Here is a 17,812-nt window from a genome sequence, read left to right as displayed (position 1 = left end):
ACCCATCCCAGGAAAGGAACACTCACCATGCCACTCGGGCCCCTACGCCAGGTGGCCATCGTCGGGATCGGAATGACCGAGGTGTCGCGCGTCTCCGAACGCAGCGCCCTCGACTTCTCGGCCGAGGCCCTCCGACTCGCCCTCGACGATGCAGGCCTGCGAGCCGAGGACGTCGACGGCCTGTTCACCAACGTCGGTTACCCACTCGCCGTCGACTACGACCGCATGGCCGAAGCCTTCGGCCTGAGTATCCGCGCCGCGGTGCAGACCTGGACCCACGGCCGCTTCGTCGGCCCCACCCTGCAATCTGCAGTCCAGGCGGTCGCGCTCGGCACCACGGACGTCGCGGCCTGCCTAGCCGGGGTGTCGTTTTCCGGACTGGGACTCGTGGGCGGTGCAGGAGATGCCGAGGGGTTGCGCCAGGGAGGGGGGTCGCACGGTGAACTTCCCCACTACGGAATGACGGCACCCGGTGCGGGGGCAGCGATGGCGTTCCGCCGGTACTGCGCCCGCTACGGGCAGGATCCCGGCCTGATCTCCGCGGTGCCGATCGCGTTCCGGCGGCACGCCAGGCTGAATCCGAACGCCCAGATGACCAAGCCACTCGAGCGTGAGGACTACGACACACAGCCCTATGTGGTCGAACCGCTGCGGCGCCCGGACTTCGCGTTGCTCAGCGACGGCGGTGGATGTCTCCTCGTCACCACCGTCGAACGGGCACGCGACCTCCGCCAGCCCGCGGTCGTCGTCTCCGGCATGCAAGGCTTGCACGCCGGGAGGGATGAGTTCATCTTCGCGCCACCCGGTCTCGGCGTCTTCTCCCAGAGTGACACACGTCGGGTCGAGGACAACCCCGTCTACGCCATGGCAGGACTGGCCGGACCCGGCGACGTCGACTCACTGCAGCTCTACGACGCATTCTCTCCCAACCTGGTCTTCGTCCTGGAACGCTTCGGGTTCACCGGCGAAGGCGAGGCGCTCGAATGGCTTCAGAACGGTCGCATCGAGCTCGGTGGTGATCTGCCGACCAACACCGCCGGCGGACTTCTCTCCGAAGCCCACATTTGCGGGTGGGGGCACATGATCGAGGCCGCCCGACAACTCCGGGGACAAGCCGGCGCACGGCAGGTCGCAGACTGCGAAATCGTCCAATGGGCCACGCCATTCGGAGATTCACTCATCTTCTCCAAGGACCGGTGACCACAATGACCAGCACACGACCCGAACCCCCGCGCTACCCCGAGGACATCGAACACCTCGACGGCGCGGCACGCGGCGAACTCCGCATCCCGGTATGCCATTGCTGCGGTGAGCAGTTCTGGCCGCCCGGACCGGTGTGCCCCCGTGACTTCACCGCCGACGTCGGATGGGTGACCGACCCAGGCACCGGGCGAGTGAACAGCTGGGTGCGGTTCCACAAACGGTACTTCACCGGCGATGACGTGCCCTACACCGTGGTCCAGGTCCGGCTCGACAGCGGACCGAACCTCACCACCACCTGGACGGGCCCGACCGATCCGGTGATCGACGAGCCGGTCGTGGTGTCCTTCCGGCAGATCGGTGCTTCGGTCACCCTGCCCGAATTCGGGCCTGGGGTGCCCTCGTGAACCCGGCGCGGGAGCTCGCGGATCGGATCGGGCCGGTGGGAGTATGGCTGGCCGCGCTCGCCGAGGCTCCGGCCGTGACCGGCATGGCCGCCGCCGCGGAGATCGAAGAGCTCGGGTACGGAACGCTGTGGGTCGGTGAATCACCGGTGCACAAGGAGATTTTCACGCACAGCGCGCTGTTGCTCGGGGCGACCTCACACATCACCGTGGCTACCGGAATTGCCTCTATCTGGGCCCGGGACGCCGCCGCCACCAACGCCGCCGCGCAAACGCTCGGTGAGGCGCATCCCGGCCGGTTCGTGCTGGGCCTGGGCGCAAGCCACGCCGAGGCGGGACGCGGCCACGGCCACGACCGACCCCTCACTGCCGTAAGGGACTACCTCGACGCCCTCGACTGCGCCCCGTACCGAGGACCGCGCCCTGCCACGACAGTGCCCCGAGTCCTGGCAGCTCTGCGGCCGCGGATGCAAGAGCTGGCCCGCGACCGCACCAGCGGGGTGCATTCGTTCTTCGTCCCACCGACACACACGGCGGTGGCACGGGACCGCCTGGGCCCCGGCCCACTACTCGTCCCCGAGCAAGCCGTGGTCGTCGATCCGGACCCTCAGACGGCACGCGCCGTCGCACGCGAACACGTCGCGACCCGGCTCGCCCTGCGCAATTACGTCAACCATGTGCGCGCCCTCGGGTTCGGAGACGACGACCTCGCGTGCCACGGCAGCGACCGCCTGGTCGACGCGCTGGTCGCGTGGGGCGACCCCGCTACCGTCGCCGCCCGCATCGGGGAGCACCTCGACGCCGGCGCCGACCAGGTGGCGATCCACCCCCTGACCACGCAAGGTCAAAGACTGTCGCGGGTCCTCGACCAGCTCCGCGAACTGACACCCGCTCTATCCCTGCACACGCGCGCCCGCGACAAACGCCCACTCACGTCGGCCCGTCCCGCGACCGAAGGACTTACCTCATGACCGAGCCCGCCCCCCGTCGTACTCTCGAGGACCGCTACACCCTCACCGAGGGACTCATCCACCTCACCGGTGTGCAGGCCCTGGCCCGGCTCCCGATCGACGTCCGCAGATCGGACCAGCGCACCGGGCTGAAGACGGCGGCGTTCGTATCCGGCTACGAGGGATCACCGCTCGGCGGGTACGACCTCGAGTTGGGCCGACAGTCCGATCTGCTCGCCGAGCACGACGTCGTGTTCCGGGCCGGCGTGAACGAGGAGCTGGCCGCGACGGCGGTGCAAGGCGCCCAACTGGCCGCAATGTCGGCCGACAAGCGCGTCGACGGCATCACCGGTTACTGGTACGGCAAGTCCCCAGGCCTCGACAGGGCCTCCGATGCACTGCGGCACAACAACCTCATGGGAACCCACCCCACCGGCGGAGCGCTGGCCCTCGTCGGGGACGACCCGTCGGCGAAGTCCTCCACGGTGCCCGGCAGCTCGGAGATGTTGCTCGCCGACCTGGGCCTGCCGACGCTCTACCCCGCCGACCCGCAAGAGGTACTCGATCTGGGACTGCATGCCGTCGCGCTGTCACGGGCCTGCGGCCTCTGGGTCGGCTTCAAGATCGCCACCAACGTCGCGGACGGCACCGGCACCGCTCAGGTACACCCCGAGCGGATCCGCCCGATTGCACCCGATCCGGTCATCGACGGGCGCCCGTTCACCCACGAGATGACCGCACGGATGCTGCAGCCCGACCTCGGGAGACTCGAGCGCAGCCGCGACGGTGCCCGCCTCGAGCTGGCCCGGCGCTACGCCGCGGCCAACGGCCTGAACACCATCATCGCCTCCGGGTCCGACGACCGGATCGGAATCATCGCCCCCGGCAAGACCTTCCACGATCTGCGCCAAGCGCTGCGCATCCTCGGCCTCGATGACGCCGAGTTGGCCCGCCGCGGGGTTCGCCTGCTGCACCTGGCGATGGTGCATCCCCTCGAACCGGAGATCATCGACCGCTTCGCTGCAGGCCTACGAGAAATCATCGTCATCGAGGAGAAGCGCTCCTTCATCGAGGCTGCGCTCAAAGACCTGCTCTACGGCCGCCCGAACGCACCAGTGGTCAGCGGCAAACGCGGCCCCGCCGGCACCGCACTCATCCCAGCCGACGGTGAGCTGGACCCGGACATCATCGCCGGTGCCCTCGCCGCCCGGCTCCGCGCACACGGCGACTTCCCCTCCATCGAGGCCTGGGCGCAGGCACGGCGCCCTGCACGGCCGCGCACCCTGCTTCCACTGGCCACACGCACGCCCTACTTCTGCTCGGGATGCCCGCACAACACCTCGACGAAGACACCCGACGGCTCGCTGGTCGGCGCAGGGATCGGCTGCCACAGCCTCGTCCTGATGATGGACCCCGGCCAGACCGGTGAAATCACCGGGCTCACACAGATGGGCGGTGAGGGCGCCCAATGGGTGGGCATGGCACCATTTCTCACACGCGAGCACCTACTGCAAAATCTCGGAGACGGCACCTTTCACCACTCCGGCAGCCTCGCGATTCGGGCCGCGGTGGCGGGCAAGGTCAACATCACCTACAAGCTGCTCTACAACTCCGCCGTTGCGATGACCGGCGGACAACAGCCCACCGGTGTCCTGACGATCCCCCAGATCATTACAGCAATGCGCGCCGAGGGCGTACGCCGGATCATCGTCACCACCGACACCCCCAGCCGCTTCCGCCGTGCCCGACTCGCCAGGGGCGTGCAGGTCTGGCACCGTGACCGGCTCACCGAGGCGCAGGAGACACTCGCTCGAACCGCAGGCGTCACGCTTCTGATTCACGACCAAGAATGTGCCACCGAGTTGCGCCGCAAACGCAAACGCGGACTCGCCCCGGACCCCGTCGAACGAGTAATGATCAACGAGCGAGTCTGCGAGGGCTGCGGAGACTGCGGAGAGAAGTCCAACTGCCTATCCGTCCAGCCAGTCACGACCGAGTTCGGCCGTAAGACTCGAATCGATCAATCATCCTGCAACAAGGACTACTCCTGCCTGGCGGGAGACTGCCCGTCCTTCCTCACCGTCGTCCCCGGAGAGACAAGCGTGACACGGCCCGTCGCCGACCCCATCCCAGCCGAGCTGCCCGAACCGGTGCCGGCGGCCTCCGCGCAGCGGTTCACCGTGCGTGTGACAGGAGTCGGTGGATCCGGGGTCGTCACGCTCTCCCAAATCCTCGGCAGCGCTGCCACCATCGCCGACCTCCCGGTCCGGTCGCTGGACCAGACCGGGCTCGCGCAGAAGGGCGGCGCCGTAATCTCCGACATCAAGATCGGCACTGCCGACGCCAACAAAGCGGCGGCAGGGGAGTGCGACCTCTACCTCGGTGCCGACCTGCTCGTCGCCGCAGATCCCCGACACCTCGCGGTCACTGATCCTGGCCGCACGATCGCCGTGATCTCCACGGCACAGGTGCCCACTGGAGCGATGGTCGCCGACCCCACGGTGGAATTCCCCGACGAGGGTGTTCTACTCGACCGCATCCGGGACGCGACCGCCGCGCCATCATTGACCGCCCTCGACGCCCGCGACGTGTCCGAGACATTGTTCGGCGAGGACCAATACGCCAACCTCGTGCTCACCGGGGTGGCCTACCAGTTGGGCGCCCTGCCGATCCCCGCCCCCGCGATCGAAGAGGCGATCACCCTCAACGGAACAAAGGTCGAGAACAACGTGCAGGCCTTCCGGCGAGGCCGTCAGTTCGTAGCCGACCCGACCGCGTTCACCGTCACGGTCCGCGCCCTGCGTGGAGAGCCTGAACAGTCGGCGCCGCTCGACGCCACCGCGCGCACCCTCCTGGCGACCGTCGCGACAGCCCCGGACACCGAACTCGCTCGGCTACTTCGCATCCGGGTACCAGACCTGATCTCCTACCAGAACGCGGCCTACGCCCGACATTACCTCGAACAGGTCGAACGTGTCCGCCAGGCCGAGGCCACCGCGGTGCCGGGTGCGACGGCCCTGACTGAAGCGGTCGCCCGCAACCTCTACAAGCTCATGGCCTACAAGGACGAGTACGAGGTCGCCAGGCTCGCTCTCGACCCAGGGCAGGAGGCCGCCGTCCGCGCCCGGTTCGGCGCGGACGCCCGAATCTCCTACCGGCTGCACCCGCCGGCACTCCGAGCGATGGGCATGGAACGCAAACTCGAGCTCGGTCCCTGGTTCCGACCGATGTTCCGCGGACTGGTCGCCGCCCGGCGCCTGCGCGGCACCCGCTTCGACCTGTTCGGCTACGCGGAAATCCGGCGCCTCGAACGCGGCCTCATCGCCGAATACGAGTGCATCATCGCTGAACTCGCGCAGGCGATTCGGCCCGACACTCATGACCTCGGGGTGAAGATCGCGGAATTGCCGGATCTCGTCCGCGGGTACGAGCACGTCAAGCTCCGGACGGTCGAGAACTACCGATCCGAACTCGCGGAGCGGATGGCGCGGTTCCGTGAAGCCGACGATGCCGTGACCGTCGTTGCGACCGGAGTGTCGCGGTGAGCGCGGTGATCGCGGACCTGGTCGACGAACTGCGCCGGATCCTGCCAGCCGATCGGACCCTCGACGACCCGGATGTCGTCGCCGGCTACGTGCGTGACGAGGCGGTCTGGGCGCCGCACGGGCAGCCTGTCGCGGTAGTGCGGCCGCGTACCGCCGACGAGGTTCAGCAGATCGTGCGCGCATGCCTGCGATACCGCACGCCACTGGTGCCCAGGGGTGCGGGAACCGGCTTGTCGGGCGGCGCGAACGCCGTCGACGGCGCACTCGTCCTGTCCACCGAGCAGATGACCGCGATCCGGGAGATCGACCCGACCGAAAGGCTCGCCGTCGTTGAGCCCGGCGTGATCAACGACACCCTGCGGTCGGCCTGCGCGCAGCAGGCGCTGTGGTACCCGCCGGACCCCGCCAGTGCCCCATGGTCGACGATCGGGGGCAACGTAGCCACCAACGCCGGCGGGCTCTGCTGCGTCAAGTACGGAGTCACACGCGACTACGTCCTCGGAATGCAGGTCGTCACCGGCACGGGCGATCTGGTCCGACTAGGTCGCCGCACAGCCAAGGGGGTCGCCGGATACGATCTCGCCGGGATCATGGTCGGCTCCGAGGGCACACTCGGCGTCATCACCGAGGTGACACTGCGATTGCGCCCCGCACGCGAACCCGAACGCACCGTCGCCGGCTACTTCGATTCCCTCACCGCCGCCGGTCACGCGGTCGCCGCCATCGGCGCCGCCGGACTCACACCCTCGGCGCTCGAACTGATCGACCGCCACACCCTGGCAGCGGTTGACTCCTGGAAGAAAATGGGGCTATCCGACGAGGCCGATGCAGTCCTGCTCGGCCGCACCGATGCGCCGGGATCCGCTGGTGACCTCGAAGCCGAGGCCATGTTGGCCTGCTTCACCGAAGCGGGCGCCACGTGGGCGGCGATCTCGTCCGATCAGGAGGAAGCCGACGCACTGTTCGCGGCGCGCAGACTGGCCTACCCGGCCCTCGAACGACTCGGCCCCGTACTCACCGAAGACGTATGCGTTCCCCGCGCAGCCGTACCGGAAATGCTCGCCCGGATCGAGAACATCGGCCTCCAGCACGACATCGTCATCGCCAACGTTGCACACGCCGGCGATGGAAACCTACACCCGATGCTCATCGTCCCCGCCGGAGATACCGAGGCGCGGGCGAGAGCCGAAACCGCGTTCGAGGCCATCCTCGACGAAGCAATCGCATTGGGCGGCACCGTCACCGGTGAGCACGGCGTGGGACTGCTGAAACGCAACGGACTCACACGCGAGCTGTCGGCTCCGGTGCTGGCCATGCAGTCCGCGGTGAAACGCGCACTCGACCCCCACGGCATCTTCAACCCCGGAAAGGTGATCGCGCCATGCACGCCGCTGTGTTGACCAGACCGGACGGCGTCGGCACCCTCACCGTTGCCGATACCGAGCGACCACACCCCGCCCCCGACGAGGTCCTCGTCGAGGTCGCCGCCTGCGGTGTGTGCGGGCACGACCAGGCCGACCGAGCGGGCCTGCTGACGATCCCGATCCCGGCTGTACTCGGACACGAAATCGCCGGCACGGTCGTCGAGGTCGGACCAGACGTGCGATGGTTCACCGTCGGCGACCGTGTTGCCGCGAAACAGTTCAGCACATGCGGCCGGTGCCGCCCATGCATGGATGGAAACGAATTACGGTGCCCCGACCGAAAATTTGTTTACGGTGGATTCGCTGACTACGCGGTACTGCACGAAACAGCACTGCTGAAGGTGCCGCCAACAGTGAGCCTTCCAGAGGCGGCCGTCGTGGCGTGCGCAGTGGGAACCGGATTACAGGCGCTGCGTCGCATCGCCCGGCTCAACGCCGGCGAGACGGTCCTGGTCACCGGCGCGGGTGGCGGCCTCGGTCTTCACTCAATCCAGGTCGCCGCAGCCCTCGGCGCACAGGTCATCGCCCTCACCGGCGATACGGGTAAGGCCGAGCGACTTGCAAACCTCGGCGCCGATCACGTCGTGACGACGGGAGAGGCCGCCTGGCGCGACGTCCTCGAACTCACCGGAGGCCACGGCGCCCACGTGGTGCTCGACAATACCGGTCACCCAGCAGTGTTCCGGCAGGCCTTCCGCGCCCTCGCCCACGCTGGGCGCTACGTCCTGACGGGCCAGGTCAGCGACGAGCCGGTGCGGGTGCATCCCGCTTTCGTCTTCGCGAAAGAAGCCACCATTACGGGTTCGGGTTCCACCCTGATGTCGACATTCGCCGACGCCATGGACATGGTCGCCGACAAACGAGTCCGCCCGGTCCTTTCGACCTACCCGCTCGAAAATGCCGGGCAGGCCTTCACCGACCTCGACGAACGCCGGGTGATCGGCCGTGCCGTCCTGGTGCCCAACGGAACTGCGCGGCACGAGGAAGGAGGACGGTGACCGTGACGACATCACCACGTGCGGCCGTCGTCGGAGTGGGAACGACCACCTTCGGTCGACTCCCCGGGCTGTCCGCGGACGACCTGGGAGGGTGGGCGCTCCGCGAAGCCATCGCGGACGCCGGACTCACCCCGGCCGACATCGACGGTCTCATCACCAGCCGGGTCAGCAGCTACGAAGCAATCGCCTCAGATAACGCAATTCAACCACGTTGGGTCACACACCTTCCCGCCGAGGGCCGGATGGCCGGAGTCGCCGTACAGACCGCGTTGGCCGCGTTGGCCACCGGTCAATGCCGGACCGTCGCGCTCGTCTACGGCAACGACGGAGCCTCCGCACGGGCGACCTATGGGGGCGCCGGGGAGGGCTACGGCACGTCGCCCTCCCTCATGCTGCCGTACGGTATGACCTCGCCCGGCGCGTTCTACGCGATGATGTTGCAGCGTCACCGCCACCTCTACGGCACCACAGAGGAGCAGCTCGCCGCGGTGTCGATGACATTTCGTGAACACGCCCGGCTCAACCCGAACGCCGTGATGCGCAAACCCGTCTCGATGCAGGATTACCTCACCTCCCGCTACGTCGTCGAACCGCTGCATCTGCTGGACTACTGCTTGATCAACGACGGTGGTGTGGCACTGATCCTGACTGTCCCGGAAGCCGCGCCGGACCACCCTCGCCCCCCGGTCTACGTTCTCGGCGCCGCGCAACAGGGGCAGCTGGTCAATTCCGACTTTCCGCCAGAGGATTTCTGGGCTGGCGCGATCAGCGACGCCAGCGCCCGCGCCCTGCGGCTCGCCGGCCGCGAGCGCACCGACATCGACGCGTTGATGATCTATGACAACTTCAGCCCGAACGTGCTGTTCACGCTGGAAGGGCTGGGCTATTGCGCGCCGGGAGAGTCCGGCGAGTTCATCCAGGACGGACGGATCGGAATCCGCGGCGACCTTCCGGTGAACACCTCGGGCGGCCACCTTTCCGAAAGTTACTTGCAGGGATGGGGACTGAGTGTCGAGGCCGTTCGCCAACTACGCGGAGAATGCGGGCCCCGACAGGTTCCGGACGTCTCGCTCATCCAATGGACGTGCTCCTCGCCGATCGTGACCTCGATCATCTATGGAACGGAGCCGTGACTATGACGTATGTGTCCGACGCAGCCGAGGTACCGACAACCGCCCGACTCGCCTCCTACCTGGACGGACTGCGCGAAGGTCAACTGCGGATCACCCGCTGCACCGTGTGCGGCCTCGCCCAATTTCCCCCGCGCACCGTCTGCCCCGACTGCTCAGCCACCGCGTCAGGAGCATGGGAGGTGGCCTCGGGCCACGGCAGAGTCTGGTCGTTCTGCGTCTTTCACAAGGCGTATTTGCCCGAACCTGCACCGCAGCCGCCGTACACCGTCGCAGTGGTCCAGCTGGACGAGGGGCCGAAGCTGATCACGAACATCGTCGCGGCCGAGCCGGCGGAGCTGTCCGTCGGCATGCCCGTCGAGCCGGTCTTCGGGCTCGGCGGCGCTGCCGAGGTGCGTTTCCGACCTGTCCGCGAGGAGGCCCGGTGAGGGGCCCACCGGTAAGTCCTGCCGTCGGCGCGTCCGAGTTCCGCCGCTGGGACCAGCGGCAGATCGTGGCGCAGCCAGGTGTATGTGCTGGCGGACAACAACTCAGCCCGGCCCTGCCCGAGCACGTCGTCGTGGACGGCCACGACCCTACGGGTGAATGCACCGGGCCCGCCCACGGCACCGACGACTATCGGGGCGCAGTGCCCGGACACGTTGCCGCGACCGGCGATTCACTCGACCGGCGGCATATCGGCTCGCCGGCCCATCCGAAGAACGAGTACAAGGAGACACGATGACCGTTACCGCAGCGCGAACCGAACTAGAGCGCACCCGCTTCTTCATCGACGGCGAATGGGTCATGCCGCGCGGAAGCGACACTCATGTGGCACTCGAGGCCGCGACCGGAACACCGCTGGGAACAGCATCCCTCGGCACGGACGCAGACATCGACGCCGCTGTCCACGCCGCGCACCGTGCCCTCGAAGGACCTTGGGGTCACACCACGGCAGCGGAGCGAGCAACCGTCATGCGTCGGTTCGCCGACGCGCTCTCCGCGCGCGCCGACGAAACCTCCACCCTGGTCAGCCGCGAGAACGGCATGCCCATCGCGCTGTCCAACGCATTCAACGGTGCCGCGCCCGCTGGATTGTTGCGGATGTACGCGGACCTCATCGAAACGATGCCGCTCGAAGAGGCCAGGCCCAGCCCGTCCGGCGCGACAATCGTCCGCCGGGAGCCTGTCGGAGTCGTCGGTGCGATCACGCCGTGGAACTATCCGCAGGTCCTCGCGATGATGAAGATTGCCCCAGCACTCGCCGCGGGCTGCACCGTCGTTCTCAAACCGTCCCCGGAGACGGCGCTCGATGGCTACATCCTCGGAGACGCCGCCATCGAAGCCGGTCTGCCGCCGGGAGTATTGAACATCGTGCTCGCGGGCCGCGAGGCAGGCGCCGCGCTGGTTTCCCACCCGCTAGTGGACAAGATCGCATTCACAGGTTCGACCGCCGCGGGCCGTCTCATCGGGGCCGAATGTGGGCGGCTGATCCGCCGATGCACCCTGGAACTGGGTGGAAAGTCCGCGGCAATCGTGCTCGACGACACCGACATAGCTACCTTCGTCGCCGGGCTCGGCGACGCGTCCTTCCAGAACAACGGCCAGACCTGCACCGTGCAGTCACGCATCCTGGCCCCGCGTTCTCGGTACGCAGAGGTGGTCGACGCCGTCGCACACTTCGCCCGTGACATGATCGTCGGCGATCCGCTCGACCCCGCCGTCACATGCGGACCCATGGCGAGCCAGGCGCAGCTCGAACGTGTCCTGGGCTACATCGACGCCGGGAAACGGTCCAGCGCCCGCCTCGTCGCAGGCGGCGCCCGTCCGGCGGCACTATCGCGCGGCTGGTTCGTCGAACCTACCGTCTTCGCCGACGTCGACAACTCCGAGCGAATCGCTCAGGAGGAGATCTTCGGTCCGGTCGTCACCATCACTCCCTACGACGGCGATGACGAAGCGGTACGGCTGGCCAACGACAGCGAGTATGGGCTCGGCGGGTCGGTCTGGACGTCGGACGAAGAGCGCGGCCTTGCTGTGGCACGCCGCATCCGCACCGGCACGATCGGGGTGAACTACTACCTTCAGGACCTCGGTGCACCGTTCGGCGGCATGAAAAGCAGCGGTCTCGGTCGCGAACTCGGGCCCGAGGCACTCGACAACTACCTCGAGTACAAGTCCATCTACGCGAGCGCCGATCAGCTCCACCGATGAGCCCACTGCCTTCGGGGCCGTCGACCACGGCCCCGAAGGTGTATCGACGTCCACTGCGGAGGAACCCACCTTGCCGATCCTCACTCGACACCGCCTGACGGCCACTGTGATGATTGCCGGCCTCGCTCTGACCCCGTCCTGTACAGCCAGCAATTCAAGTACCGACCGCCTCGCCGAACCCATTGCCACCGGTTCCACGCTGCACACCATCAACGGCCTGGCCCTTGCGCCCGATGGCAGAATTCTTGCGGCCGGCCTCGCCAGCGAGACGATCTCCGAAATCAACCCCGAGACGGGGGAGATCAGCGAGGTGGTTGCCCAGCCGGACGGCCGATCCGACGATCTCGTCGTCACACCCTCCGGGGACATCCTGTGGACCGACCCCGTGGCCGGCTCGGTGAAACGACGCGACTCGGACGGACAGACCCGGACGGTCGCGCAGGACCTACCGGGCGTCAACTGGATCGCTTTCGACCGGTCCGGGCAACGCCTTTACGTCGGGCAGACGTTCTTCGCCGACGGATTGTGGGAGGTAGATCCCGCCGGGGTCGTGCCTCCTCGGCTCGTCGCCCGAGACATCGGGGGACTCAACGCATTCACCTTCGGACCTGACGGAATGATCTACGGTCCCCTCGGCAAGCGTGATGAGGTGGTCCGAATCGACCCGAGTAGCGGCGCCGCCGTCACCCTCGCCGCAGGTTTCCGTCAACCGGTCTCGGTCCGTTTCGATACGCGAGACCAGCTCCACGTACTCGACGGGGCAACCGGCGAACTCATCCGCCTCGATCCAACGACAGGAGAGAAGGTTACGGTCGCCGTAGTGCCCGCCGCACCCGACAACATGGCAATCGGTCCGACAGATCATGCCTACGTGAGCAATATGGCCGACAGCAGTGTCCTCGAGGTCGACCTCGCCGACGGCAACACCCGGACTCTCACTCAAAGCCCGTTGGCCTACCCCCGGGACATCGCGGTAGAAGACGGCACCATATACGTCGCCGACAGCACAGCACTGCGAACCGTGGACCCGGCAGACGGCAAGGTCACCGAGATAGCCCGCCGCCTGTCTTCCGAACTGGAATTCCCGTCAGGGATCAGCGCCTCTCGCCAGCATCTCGTGCTGACCTCGGAACTGGTCGGCACGGTTCAGGTGGTTGACCGCACGACGGGACGGCCTATCCATGAATTCCACGGATTCGACAAACCCGCCGATGCCGTGGAGTTGGCGGACGGCAGCCTGGTGATCTCGGAACCCGCGAGAGGCCGTCTGCTTCGTGTTGCCGGTGAAGATCGCCGTCCTTACGCCGAAGGTCTCGGCACCCCGACTGGTCTTGCCGTCACCGAGCAGGGCGATGTACTGGTAACAGACACGGCAGGCGGCAAACTCCTCGAGATCGGCGCCACCACCCAGACAGTCACACAAGTCGCGTCTGAGCTGGGGGCACCCCGAGCGATCGCTATTGCACCGGACGGGTCATTCGCCGTATTGGATACCGCAGCAGGCCGGGTACTGTCCGTCGACCCGCTGACCAACGAACATCAGGTCCTGTCACAGGACCTTGCCGTCGGCTACCTCACCCAGCCGTACGGGCGGTCGGGGGGACTGGCTATCGGATCAGACGGGACAATTTTCGTCTCCGCCGACCGCGAGAACTCGGTGTATGCGATCAGGTGGCCCTGATATGACCGAACGCGCACTGGACGCACCTCCCTTCAGATTCGGCGTCAACCTGCTCACCGTGGCCTCGCGTACGGAATGGCAAAGACGGTGCCGGCAAGCCGAGAACCTCGGGTACGACGTCATCGCTGTACCCGACCACCTCGGTCTTCCTGCACCATTTCCGGCGCTGGTCTCGGCGGCGGAGGCCACCGAGCGGCCTCGGCTCGCTGTCTTCGTTCTCAACGCCGGTTTCTACAACCCCGCACTCCTCGCACGGGACCTCGCGGGAACCGACCAGATGGTAGATGGGCGCCTGGAAGTGGCACTGGGAACCGGTTACGTCAAAGCCGAATTCGATGCCGCCGGCCTGCCATGGCAGCCCACGGGCGCCCGTATCGACCATTTGAAACGCACCGTCCTCGAAATACGCAGCCTTCTCACCGACCAGAATCACCATCCGCAACCAGCCCAACATCCGATGCCGCCCCTGATGATCGCCGGCAACGGCGACCGCGTACTTCGACTCGCCGCCGAGCACGCGAACAGCATCGGCTTCAGCGGCGCAGCGCCGGGCGACGAACCGGGAAGGCTGCGACTTGTCAACGCGGACTCGCTTGCGGGCAGGATCGCGCACGTCAAAGACGCCGCCGGCGAGAGGTTCGCGCAGCTCGAACTCAATCTGCTCGTTCACGCGGTCGCGATCGACGGCGACAGGCGGCGCGCCGTCGCAAACCTACGACGATTCGACAACCGGATGTCTGACGACGAACTGGTGAAAATCCCCACCATCCTTTCCGGGCCACCAGAAGAAATCGCCGACACCCTCCGCAGCCACCGTGACAACTTCGGGATCACCTACTTCACGGTGCCGGAGCCGGCGATGCACGACTTCGCCCGTGTCCTCGCGTTGCTGCGGTGAACCACCTCCGCAAACCCAAAACAAGGAGTTAAGCAATGACCAGTCTGGCTCAGACTGCAGGTCTGTCAGAGGTTCAATCAGAAATCCTGTCCGCCGTGCGATCATTCGTGGACAAGGAGATCATTCCCCATGCACACGAGTTGGAACACGCCGACGAGTATCCAACGGAGATCGTCGAGGGAATGAAAGAGATGGGTCTCTTCGGTCTCACTATCCCCGAAGAGTACGGGGGCCTCGGTGAGTCGCTTCTGACGTACGCGCTGGTGGTGGAAGAGATCGCTCGTGGCTGGATGAGCGTGTCCGGGGTCATCAATACACACTTCATCGTCTCGCACATGATCTCCCGACACGGAACCGAGGCGCAGAGACAGAAGTATCTGCCGAAGATGGCAACAGGCGAGATCAGGGGATCGTTTTCGATCTCAGAGCCGGAGCTGGGCTCCGACGTGGCAGCAATCAAGACTCGCGCCACACGGGACGGTGACGAGTACGTGATCGACGGGGCGAAGATGTGGCTGACCAACGGCGGATCGTCGAATCTGATCGCGCTGCTTGCTCGCACCGGTGCAGATGCAACGAAACCCCATCACAACCTCACGACCTTCCTGATCGACAAGCCAGAAGGCTTCGGTGAGGTGACGCCGGGACTGACCATTCCGGGCAAGATCGCCAAGATGGGCTACAAGGGGGTAGACACCACTGAAGCGGTCTTCGACGGCTTCCGCATCCCCGCCACCCAGATCCTGGGAGAGGCTCCAAACGAGGGCTTCTCGTTCATGATGGACGGCGTCGAGGTCGGCCGGATCAACGTCGCGGCCCGCGCATGCGGAATCGCGATCCGGGCGTTCGAGCTGGCAATCGAGTATGCGCAACAGCGCAAAACCTTCGGCAGGCCGATCGCCGAGCACCAGGCAATCGCATTCAAGCTGGCCGAGATGGCGACGAAGGTCGAGGCAGCACATCTCATGATGGTCAACGCGGCCCGGATGAAGGGCACCGGGGAGCGTAACGACGTGGCAGCCGGAATGGCGAAACTGCTGGCCAGCGAGTATTGCGCCGAGGTCACGCAGGACGCTTTCCGCATACACGGCGGCTACGGGTACTCCACAGAGTACGAAGTCGAACGCCTCATGCGCGAGGCGCCCTTCCTGCTCATCGGCGAGGGCACCAGTGAGATCCAGAAAACCATCATTAGCCGCGGCCTACTCCGGGAATACCGCTCCCGCAGATGAATCGGGCCCCGGCGACCGTCCAGGTCACCACGTCCCCCCACCCGTGACTCCCTCAACCACATCCACGATGCACCCGAGACGCACGACAACGCTCAACGAGCACACATGGGTGCGAGAGCCGATGGACCGAGCATGCGCGACCTTCAAGAAGTAGATGGACCAGCCCAAGTCGAAAACGAGATTCATGCCTACCGAACACGACGCCAAAGAAGCCGAGCGCAACTGCGCAAGGAGAAGAACTATCGCCTGTCTCCAGACGCGGCAGACATCGTCAGGTGCGCCCGGATTTGGGCAGCGTTCGGCGGTCCACCCGCAGATGAGATCTTCGTTCGATTCGGCATGTCAGAAGCCCGCTTCGCCGAGAGACTCTGGCAAATCCTCGGCGACGTCAGTTCCCATCCCGAAATGGACGAATCAGATAGGAAGTGTCTATCCGCCGCGGCGATAGTGCGTTGCAGCCCTCGCGGCGATGCCACTCGCCCAAGAACTTCCTCGGACGACCCGGCGATAAAGGAGGGTCGATAGCCAAACCCGGTCGATAAGCGGCACCGCCAACCGGCTGCGAAGCGATCAATGATCGGCAGCGGCACAGCCAGATGTCGCCCAGGCCGCCCCGATCCATCCGGCTTCACGGCCAGTCTTATGCAACACCATGAATGAATCGCCGGCCGCGTCGAGATCCACTGATACCCAAAGTGACCACCGCTGGTATCGCGGGAAACAGTCACTTACCGAGAAACCTGCCTGAACTTAAACCGCGCACTCGAACTTCCTCCGGCATCAAATTCCGTTGACACCCCAACACATGAGGAACACGTCTACATGAAAACAGCACTACAGCACCGAGTGCCCGTCGTAGCATTGTGCTTCTTCGGCCTAGCATTCGAAGGATACGACCTAGTCGCGTACGGAACTGTACTGCCGCAACTCCTTTCGTCCGATGAATGGAACATGGGGCCAGCGCAGGCGGGCCTGATCAGCACACTGACGGTCGTCGGCATGCTCATAGGATCAATTACCTCCGGAACGTTGGCCGACTTCACCGGCAGACGCACCCTGACCATCACCTCCTGCGTCTGGTTTTCAGCCTGGATGGCAGTATGCGCCGCGGCTCCCGACGCTCAAATTCTGGGGGGAGCACGTTTCATGGTCGGTTTAGGAATAGGCGCTTTCGTACCTCTGGTGGCGGCCCTTGCGGTCGAATTTGCCCCTGAAGGCAAAGGAAATCGCTACAGCGCAATCGCCTGGTCCGGGTATCCAATCGGCGGGGTCGTAGCAGCCTTGATCGGGTTCTTTGCCCTCGAGCCACTCGGCGCGCGATTCCTCTTCGCACTTGGAAGCCTCCCGCTCGTCACCTTGGTCCCTTTGATGGTCCTCTGCCTTCACGAATCGCCATCAATCCTGGCATCGAAAGGCCAATCTGGTGGCCGCGCCACCAACGCATCTAGGCATGGAAGCAAGCGGCCACCTGCCGAAACAACTCCGGTGGTGAAGGGTCCGATAGCACTCTTTGCAGGCGGCACATGGATACGCACACTGATCTTTGGTTTGATGAGCGCCTGTGGGCTGATGTTGACATACGGTCTCAATACCTGGCTGCCGCAATTGATGCGGTCCAACGGCTACGAGCTGGGTTCTGCGTTGATGTTCCTAGTAGCGCTAAACCTGGGCGCGGCAATAGTGCCGCCAATACTTGCTCGGCGTGCTGACATCTCGGGCCCCCGAGTCGTCATTCTATGCGTCTTCTTGTCCGCATCCGTCAGCATTCTGGCATTGAGCCTTGCGCTTCCGGTAGTCGCTGTGTACATCCTCATTTTCGTCGCCGGCGCGGGAACGCTGGGAGCCCAATTGCTCATGTCGGGTTTCGTCGCCACTGACTATCCAGCAACCTCCCGAGTTGCAGCACTTTCTTGGATCTCATGCGCCGGTAGAGTTGGAGCACTGGGAGGGCCAACGCTCATCGGGTTCCTTGTCGCGCGTGGCAGCAGTGTGGCAACAAGCTTCTTCGTATTCGCAGCATTTGGCCTGGTCGGCGCGGCACTCGCCGCCCTTCTACCGCGGAGGAACAGAAAAGACCAAGCGGTAGGAAGGCAGCTAGATCCCTCCCATGCCGGAAGTATTGATTCGCATACCTGACAATGTCCAATCTTTAAGGAG

14 protein-coding genes are annotated in these 17,812 nt (G+C 65.7%); all 14 read left to right on the top strand.

Going from position 1 to position 17,812, the window contains the following annotated elements; all coding sequences use genetic code 11:
- Positions 1-27: 27 nt before the first annotated feature.
- Complete coding sequence (locus L1080_RS34090; protein ID WP_250776697.1) at positions 28-1,200, top strand: thiolase family protein; 1,173 nt, start codon at positions 28-30, stop codon at positions 1,198-1,200.
- A 5-nt stretch (positions 1,201-1,205) separates the two neighbouring features.
- The gene (locus L1080_RS34085) at positions 1,206-1,607 is read left to right on the top strand and encodes a Zn-ribbon domain-containing OB-fold protein (RefSeq protein WP_250776698.1); all 402 of its coding nucleotides are present in this window, start codon (positions 1,206-1,208) and stop codon (positions 1,605-1,607) included.
- Entirely contained in the window at positions 1,604-2,575 is a 972-nt protein-coding gene (locus L1080_RS34080; RefSeq protein WP_250776699.1) for a TIGR03620 family F420-dependent LLM class oxidoreductase, read from the top strand. Before L1080_RS34085 ends, L1080_RS34080 begins: the two co-directional genes overlap by 4 nt.
- Positions 2,572-6,099 (top strand): indolepyruvate ferredoxin oxidoreductase family protein, encoded by a 3,528-nt coding sequence (locus L1080_RS34075; protein WP_250776700.1) that lies wholly within the window; start codon positions 2,572-2,574, stop codon positions 6,097-6,099. Before L1080_RS34080 ends, L1080_RS34075 begins: the two co-directional genes overlap by 4 nt.
- Positions 6,096-7,499 (top strand): FAD-binding oxidoreductase, encoded by a 1,404-nt coding sequence (locus tag L1080_RS34070; RefSeq protein ID WP_250776701.1) that lies wholly within the window; start codon positions 6,096-6,098, stop codon positions 7,497-7,499. The genes L1080_RS34075 and L1080_RS34070 overlap by 4 nt, the downstream gene beginning before the upstream one ends.
- The gene (locus L1080_RS34065; protein WP_250776702.1) at positions 7,481-8,521 is read left to right on the top strand and encodes an alcohol dehydrogenase catalytic domain-containing protein; all 1,041 of its coding nucleotides are present in this window, start codon (positions 7,481-7,483) and stop codon (positions 8,519-8,521) included. The genes L1080_RS34070 and L1080_RS34065 overlap by 19 nt, the downstream gene beginning before the upstream one ends.
- A gap of 2 nt (positions 8,522-8,523) precedes the next feature.
- Entirely contained in the window at positions 8,524-9,654 is a 1,131-nt protein-coding gene (locus tag L1080_RS34060) for a thiolase family protein (protein ID WP_250776703.1), read from the top strand.
- 2 nt (positions 9,655-9,656) lie between these two features.
- Positions 9,657-10,079 carry a Zn-ribbon domain-containing OB-fold protein gene (locus L1080_RS34055; RefSeq protein WP_250776764.1) on the top strand — a complete coding sequence of 141 codons (423 nt, stop codon included), beginning with the start codon at positions 9,657-9,659 and terminating at the stop codon, positions 10,077-10,079.
- Positions 10,076-10,375 (top strand): hypothetical protein, encoded by a 300-nt coding sequence (locus L1080_RS34050; RefSeq protein WP_250776704.1) that lies wholly within the window; start codon positions 10,076-10,078, stop codon positions 10,373-10,375. The genes L1080_RS34055 and L1080_RS34050 overlap by 4 nt, the downstream gene beginning before the upstream one ends.
- Positions 10,372-11,844, top strand: coding sequence for an aldehyde dehydrogenase (locus tag L1080_RS34045; RefSeq protein WP_250776705.1), 1,473 nt, complete (start codon positions 10,372-10,374; stop codon positions 11,842-11,844). The genes L1080_RS34050 and L1080_RS34045 overlap by 4 nt, the downstream gene beginning before the upstream one ends.
- A gap of 70 nt (positions 11,845-11,914) precedes the next feature.
- Positions 11,915-13,525 carry an outer membrane protein assembly factor BamB family protein gene (locus L1080_RS34040; protein WP_250776706.1) on the top strand — a complete coding sequence of 537 codons (1,611 nt, stop codon included), beginning with the start codon at positions 11,915-11,917 and terminating at the stop codon, positions 13,523-13,525.
- A gap of 1 nt (position 13,526) precedes the next feature.
- A complete protein-coding gene (locus L1080_RS34035) occupies positions 13,527-14,423 on the top strand; it encodes an LLM class F420-dependent oxidoreductase (protein ID WP_250776707.1) in 897 nt (298 codons plus the stop codon).
- A 35-nt stretch (positions 14,424-14,458) separates the two neighbouring features.
- Positions 14,459-15,655, top strand: a complete 1,197-nt coding sequence (locus L1080_RS34030) for an acyl-CoA dehydrogenase family protein (RefSeq protein WP_250776708.1) — start codon at positions 14,459-14,461, stop codon at positions 15,653-15,655.
- A gap of 822 nt (positions 15,656-16,477) precedes the next feature.
- Positions 16,478-17,791 carry an MFS transporter gene (locus tag L1080_RS34025; protein ID WP_250776709.1) on the top strand — a complete coding sequence of 438 codons (1,314 nt, stop codon included), beginning with the start codon at positions 16,478-16,480 and terminating at the stop codon, positions 17,789-17,791.
- Positions 17,792-17,812: the final 21 nt, after the last annotated feature.

The organism is Rhodococcus sp. MSC1_016, from assembly GCF_023667485.2.
GTDB lineage: Bacteria > Actinomycetota > Actinomycetes > Mycobacteriales > Mycobacteriaceae > Rhodococcus_F > Rhodococcus_F oxybenzonivorans.
The sequence above is the reverse complement of the archived record's forward strand: the minus strand, read 5'-3'. Positions and strand labels throughout refer to the sequence as shown.

Excerpts from the sequence above, each read along its gene's own strand:
- L1080_RS34090 (WP_250776697.1), top strand. The coding sequence starts at position 28 with ATGCCACTCGGGCCCCTACGCCAGGTGGCCATCGTCGGGATCGGAATG.
- L1080_RS34085 (WP_250776698.1), top strand. The coding sequence starts at position 1,206 with ATGACCAGCACACGACCCGAACCCCCGCGCTACCCCGAGGACATCGAA.
- L1080_RS34075 (WP_250776700.1), top strand. The coding sequence starts at position 2,572 with ATGACCGAGCCCGCCCCCCGTCGTACTCTCGAGGACCGCTACACCCTC.
- L1080_RS34065 (WP_250776702.1), top strand. The coding sequence starts at position 7,481 with ATGCACGCCGCTGTGTTGACCAGACCGGACGGCGTCGGCACCCTCACC.
- L1080_RS34055 (WP_250776764.1), top strand. The coding sequence starts at position 9,657 with ATGACGTATGTGTCCGACGCAGCCGAGGTACCGACAACCGCCCGACTC.
- L1080_RS34045 (WP_250776705.1), top strand. The coding sequence starts at position 10,372 with ATGACCGTTACCGCAGCGCGAACCGAACTAGAGCGCACCCGCTTCTTC.
- L1080_RS34035 (WP_250776707.1), top strand. The coding sequence starts at position 13,527 with ATGACCGAACGCGCACTGGACGCACCTCCCTTCAGATTCGGCGTCAAC.
- L1080_RS34030 (WP_250776708.1), top strand. The coding sequence starts at position 14,459 with ATGACCAGTCTGGCTCAGACTGCAGGTCTGTCAGAGGTTCAATCAGAA.
- L1080_RS34025 (WP_250776709.1), top strand. The coding sequence starts at position 16,478 with ATGAAAACAGCACTACAGCACCGAGTGCCCGTCGTAGCATTGTGCTTC.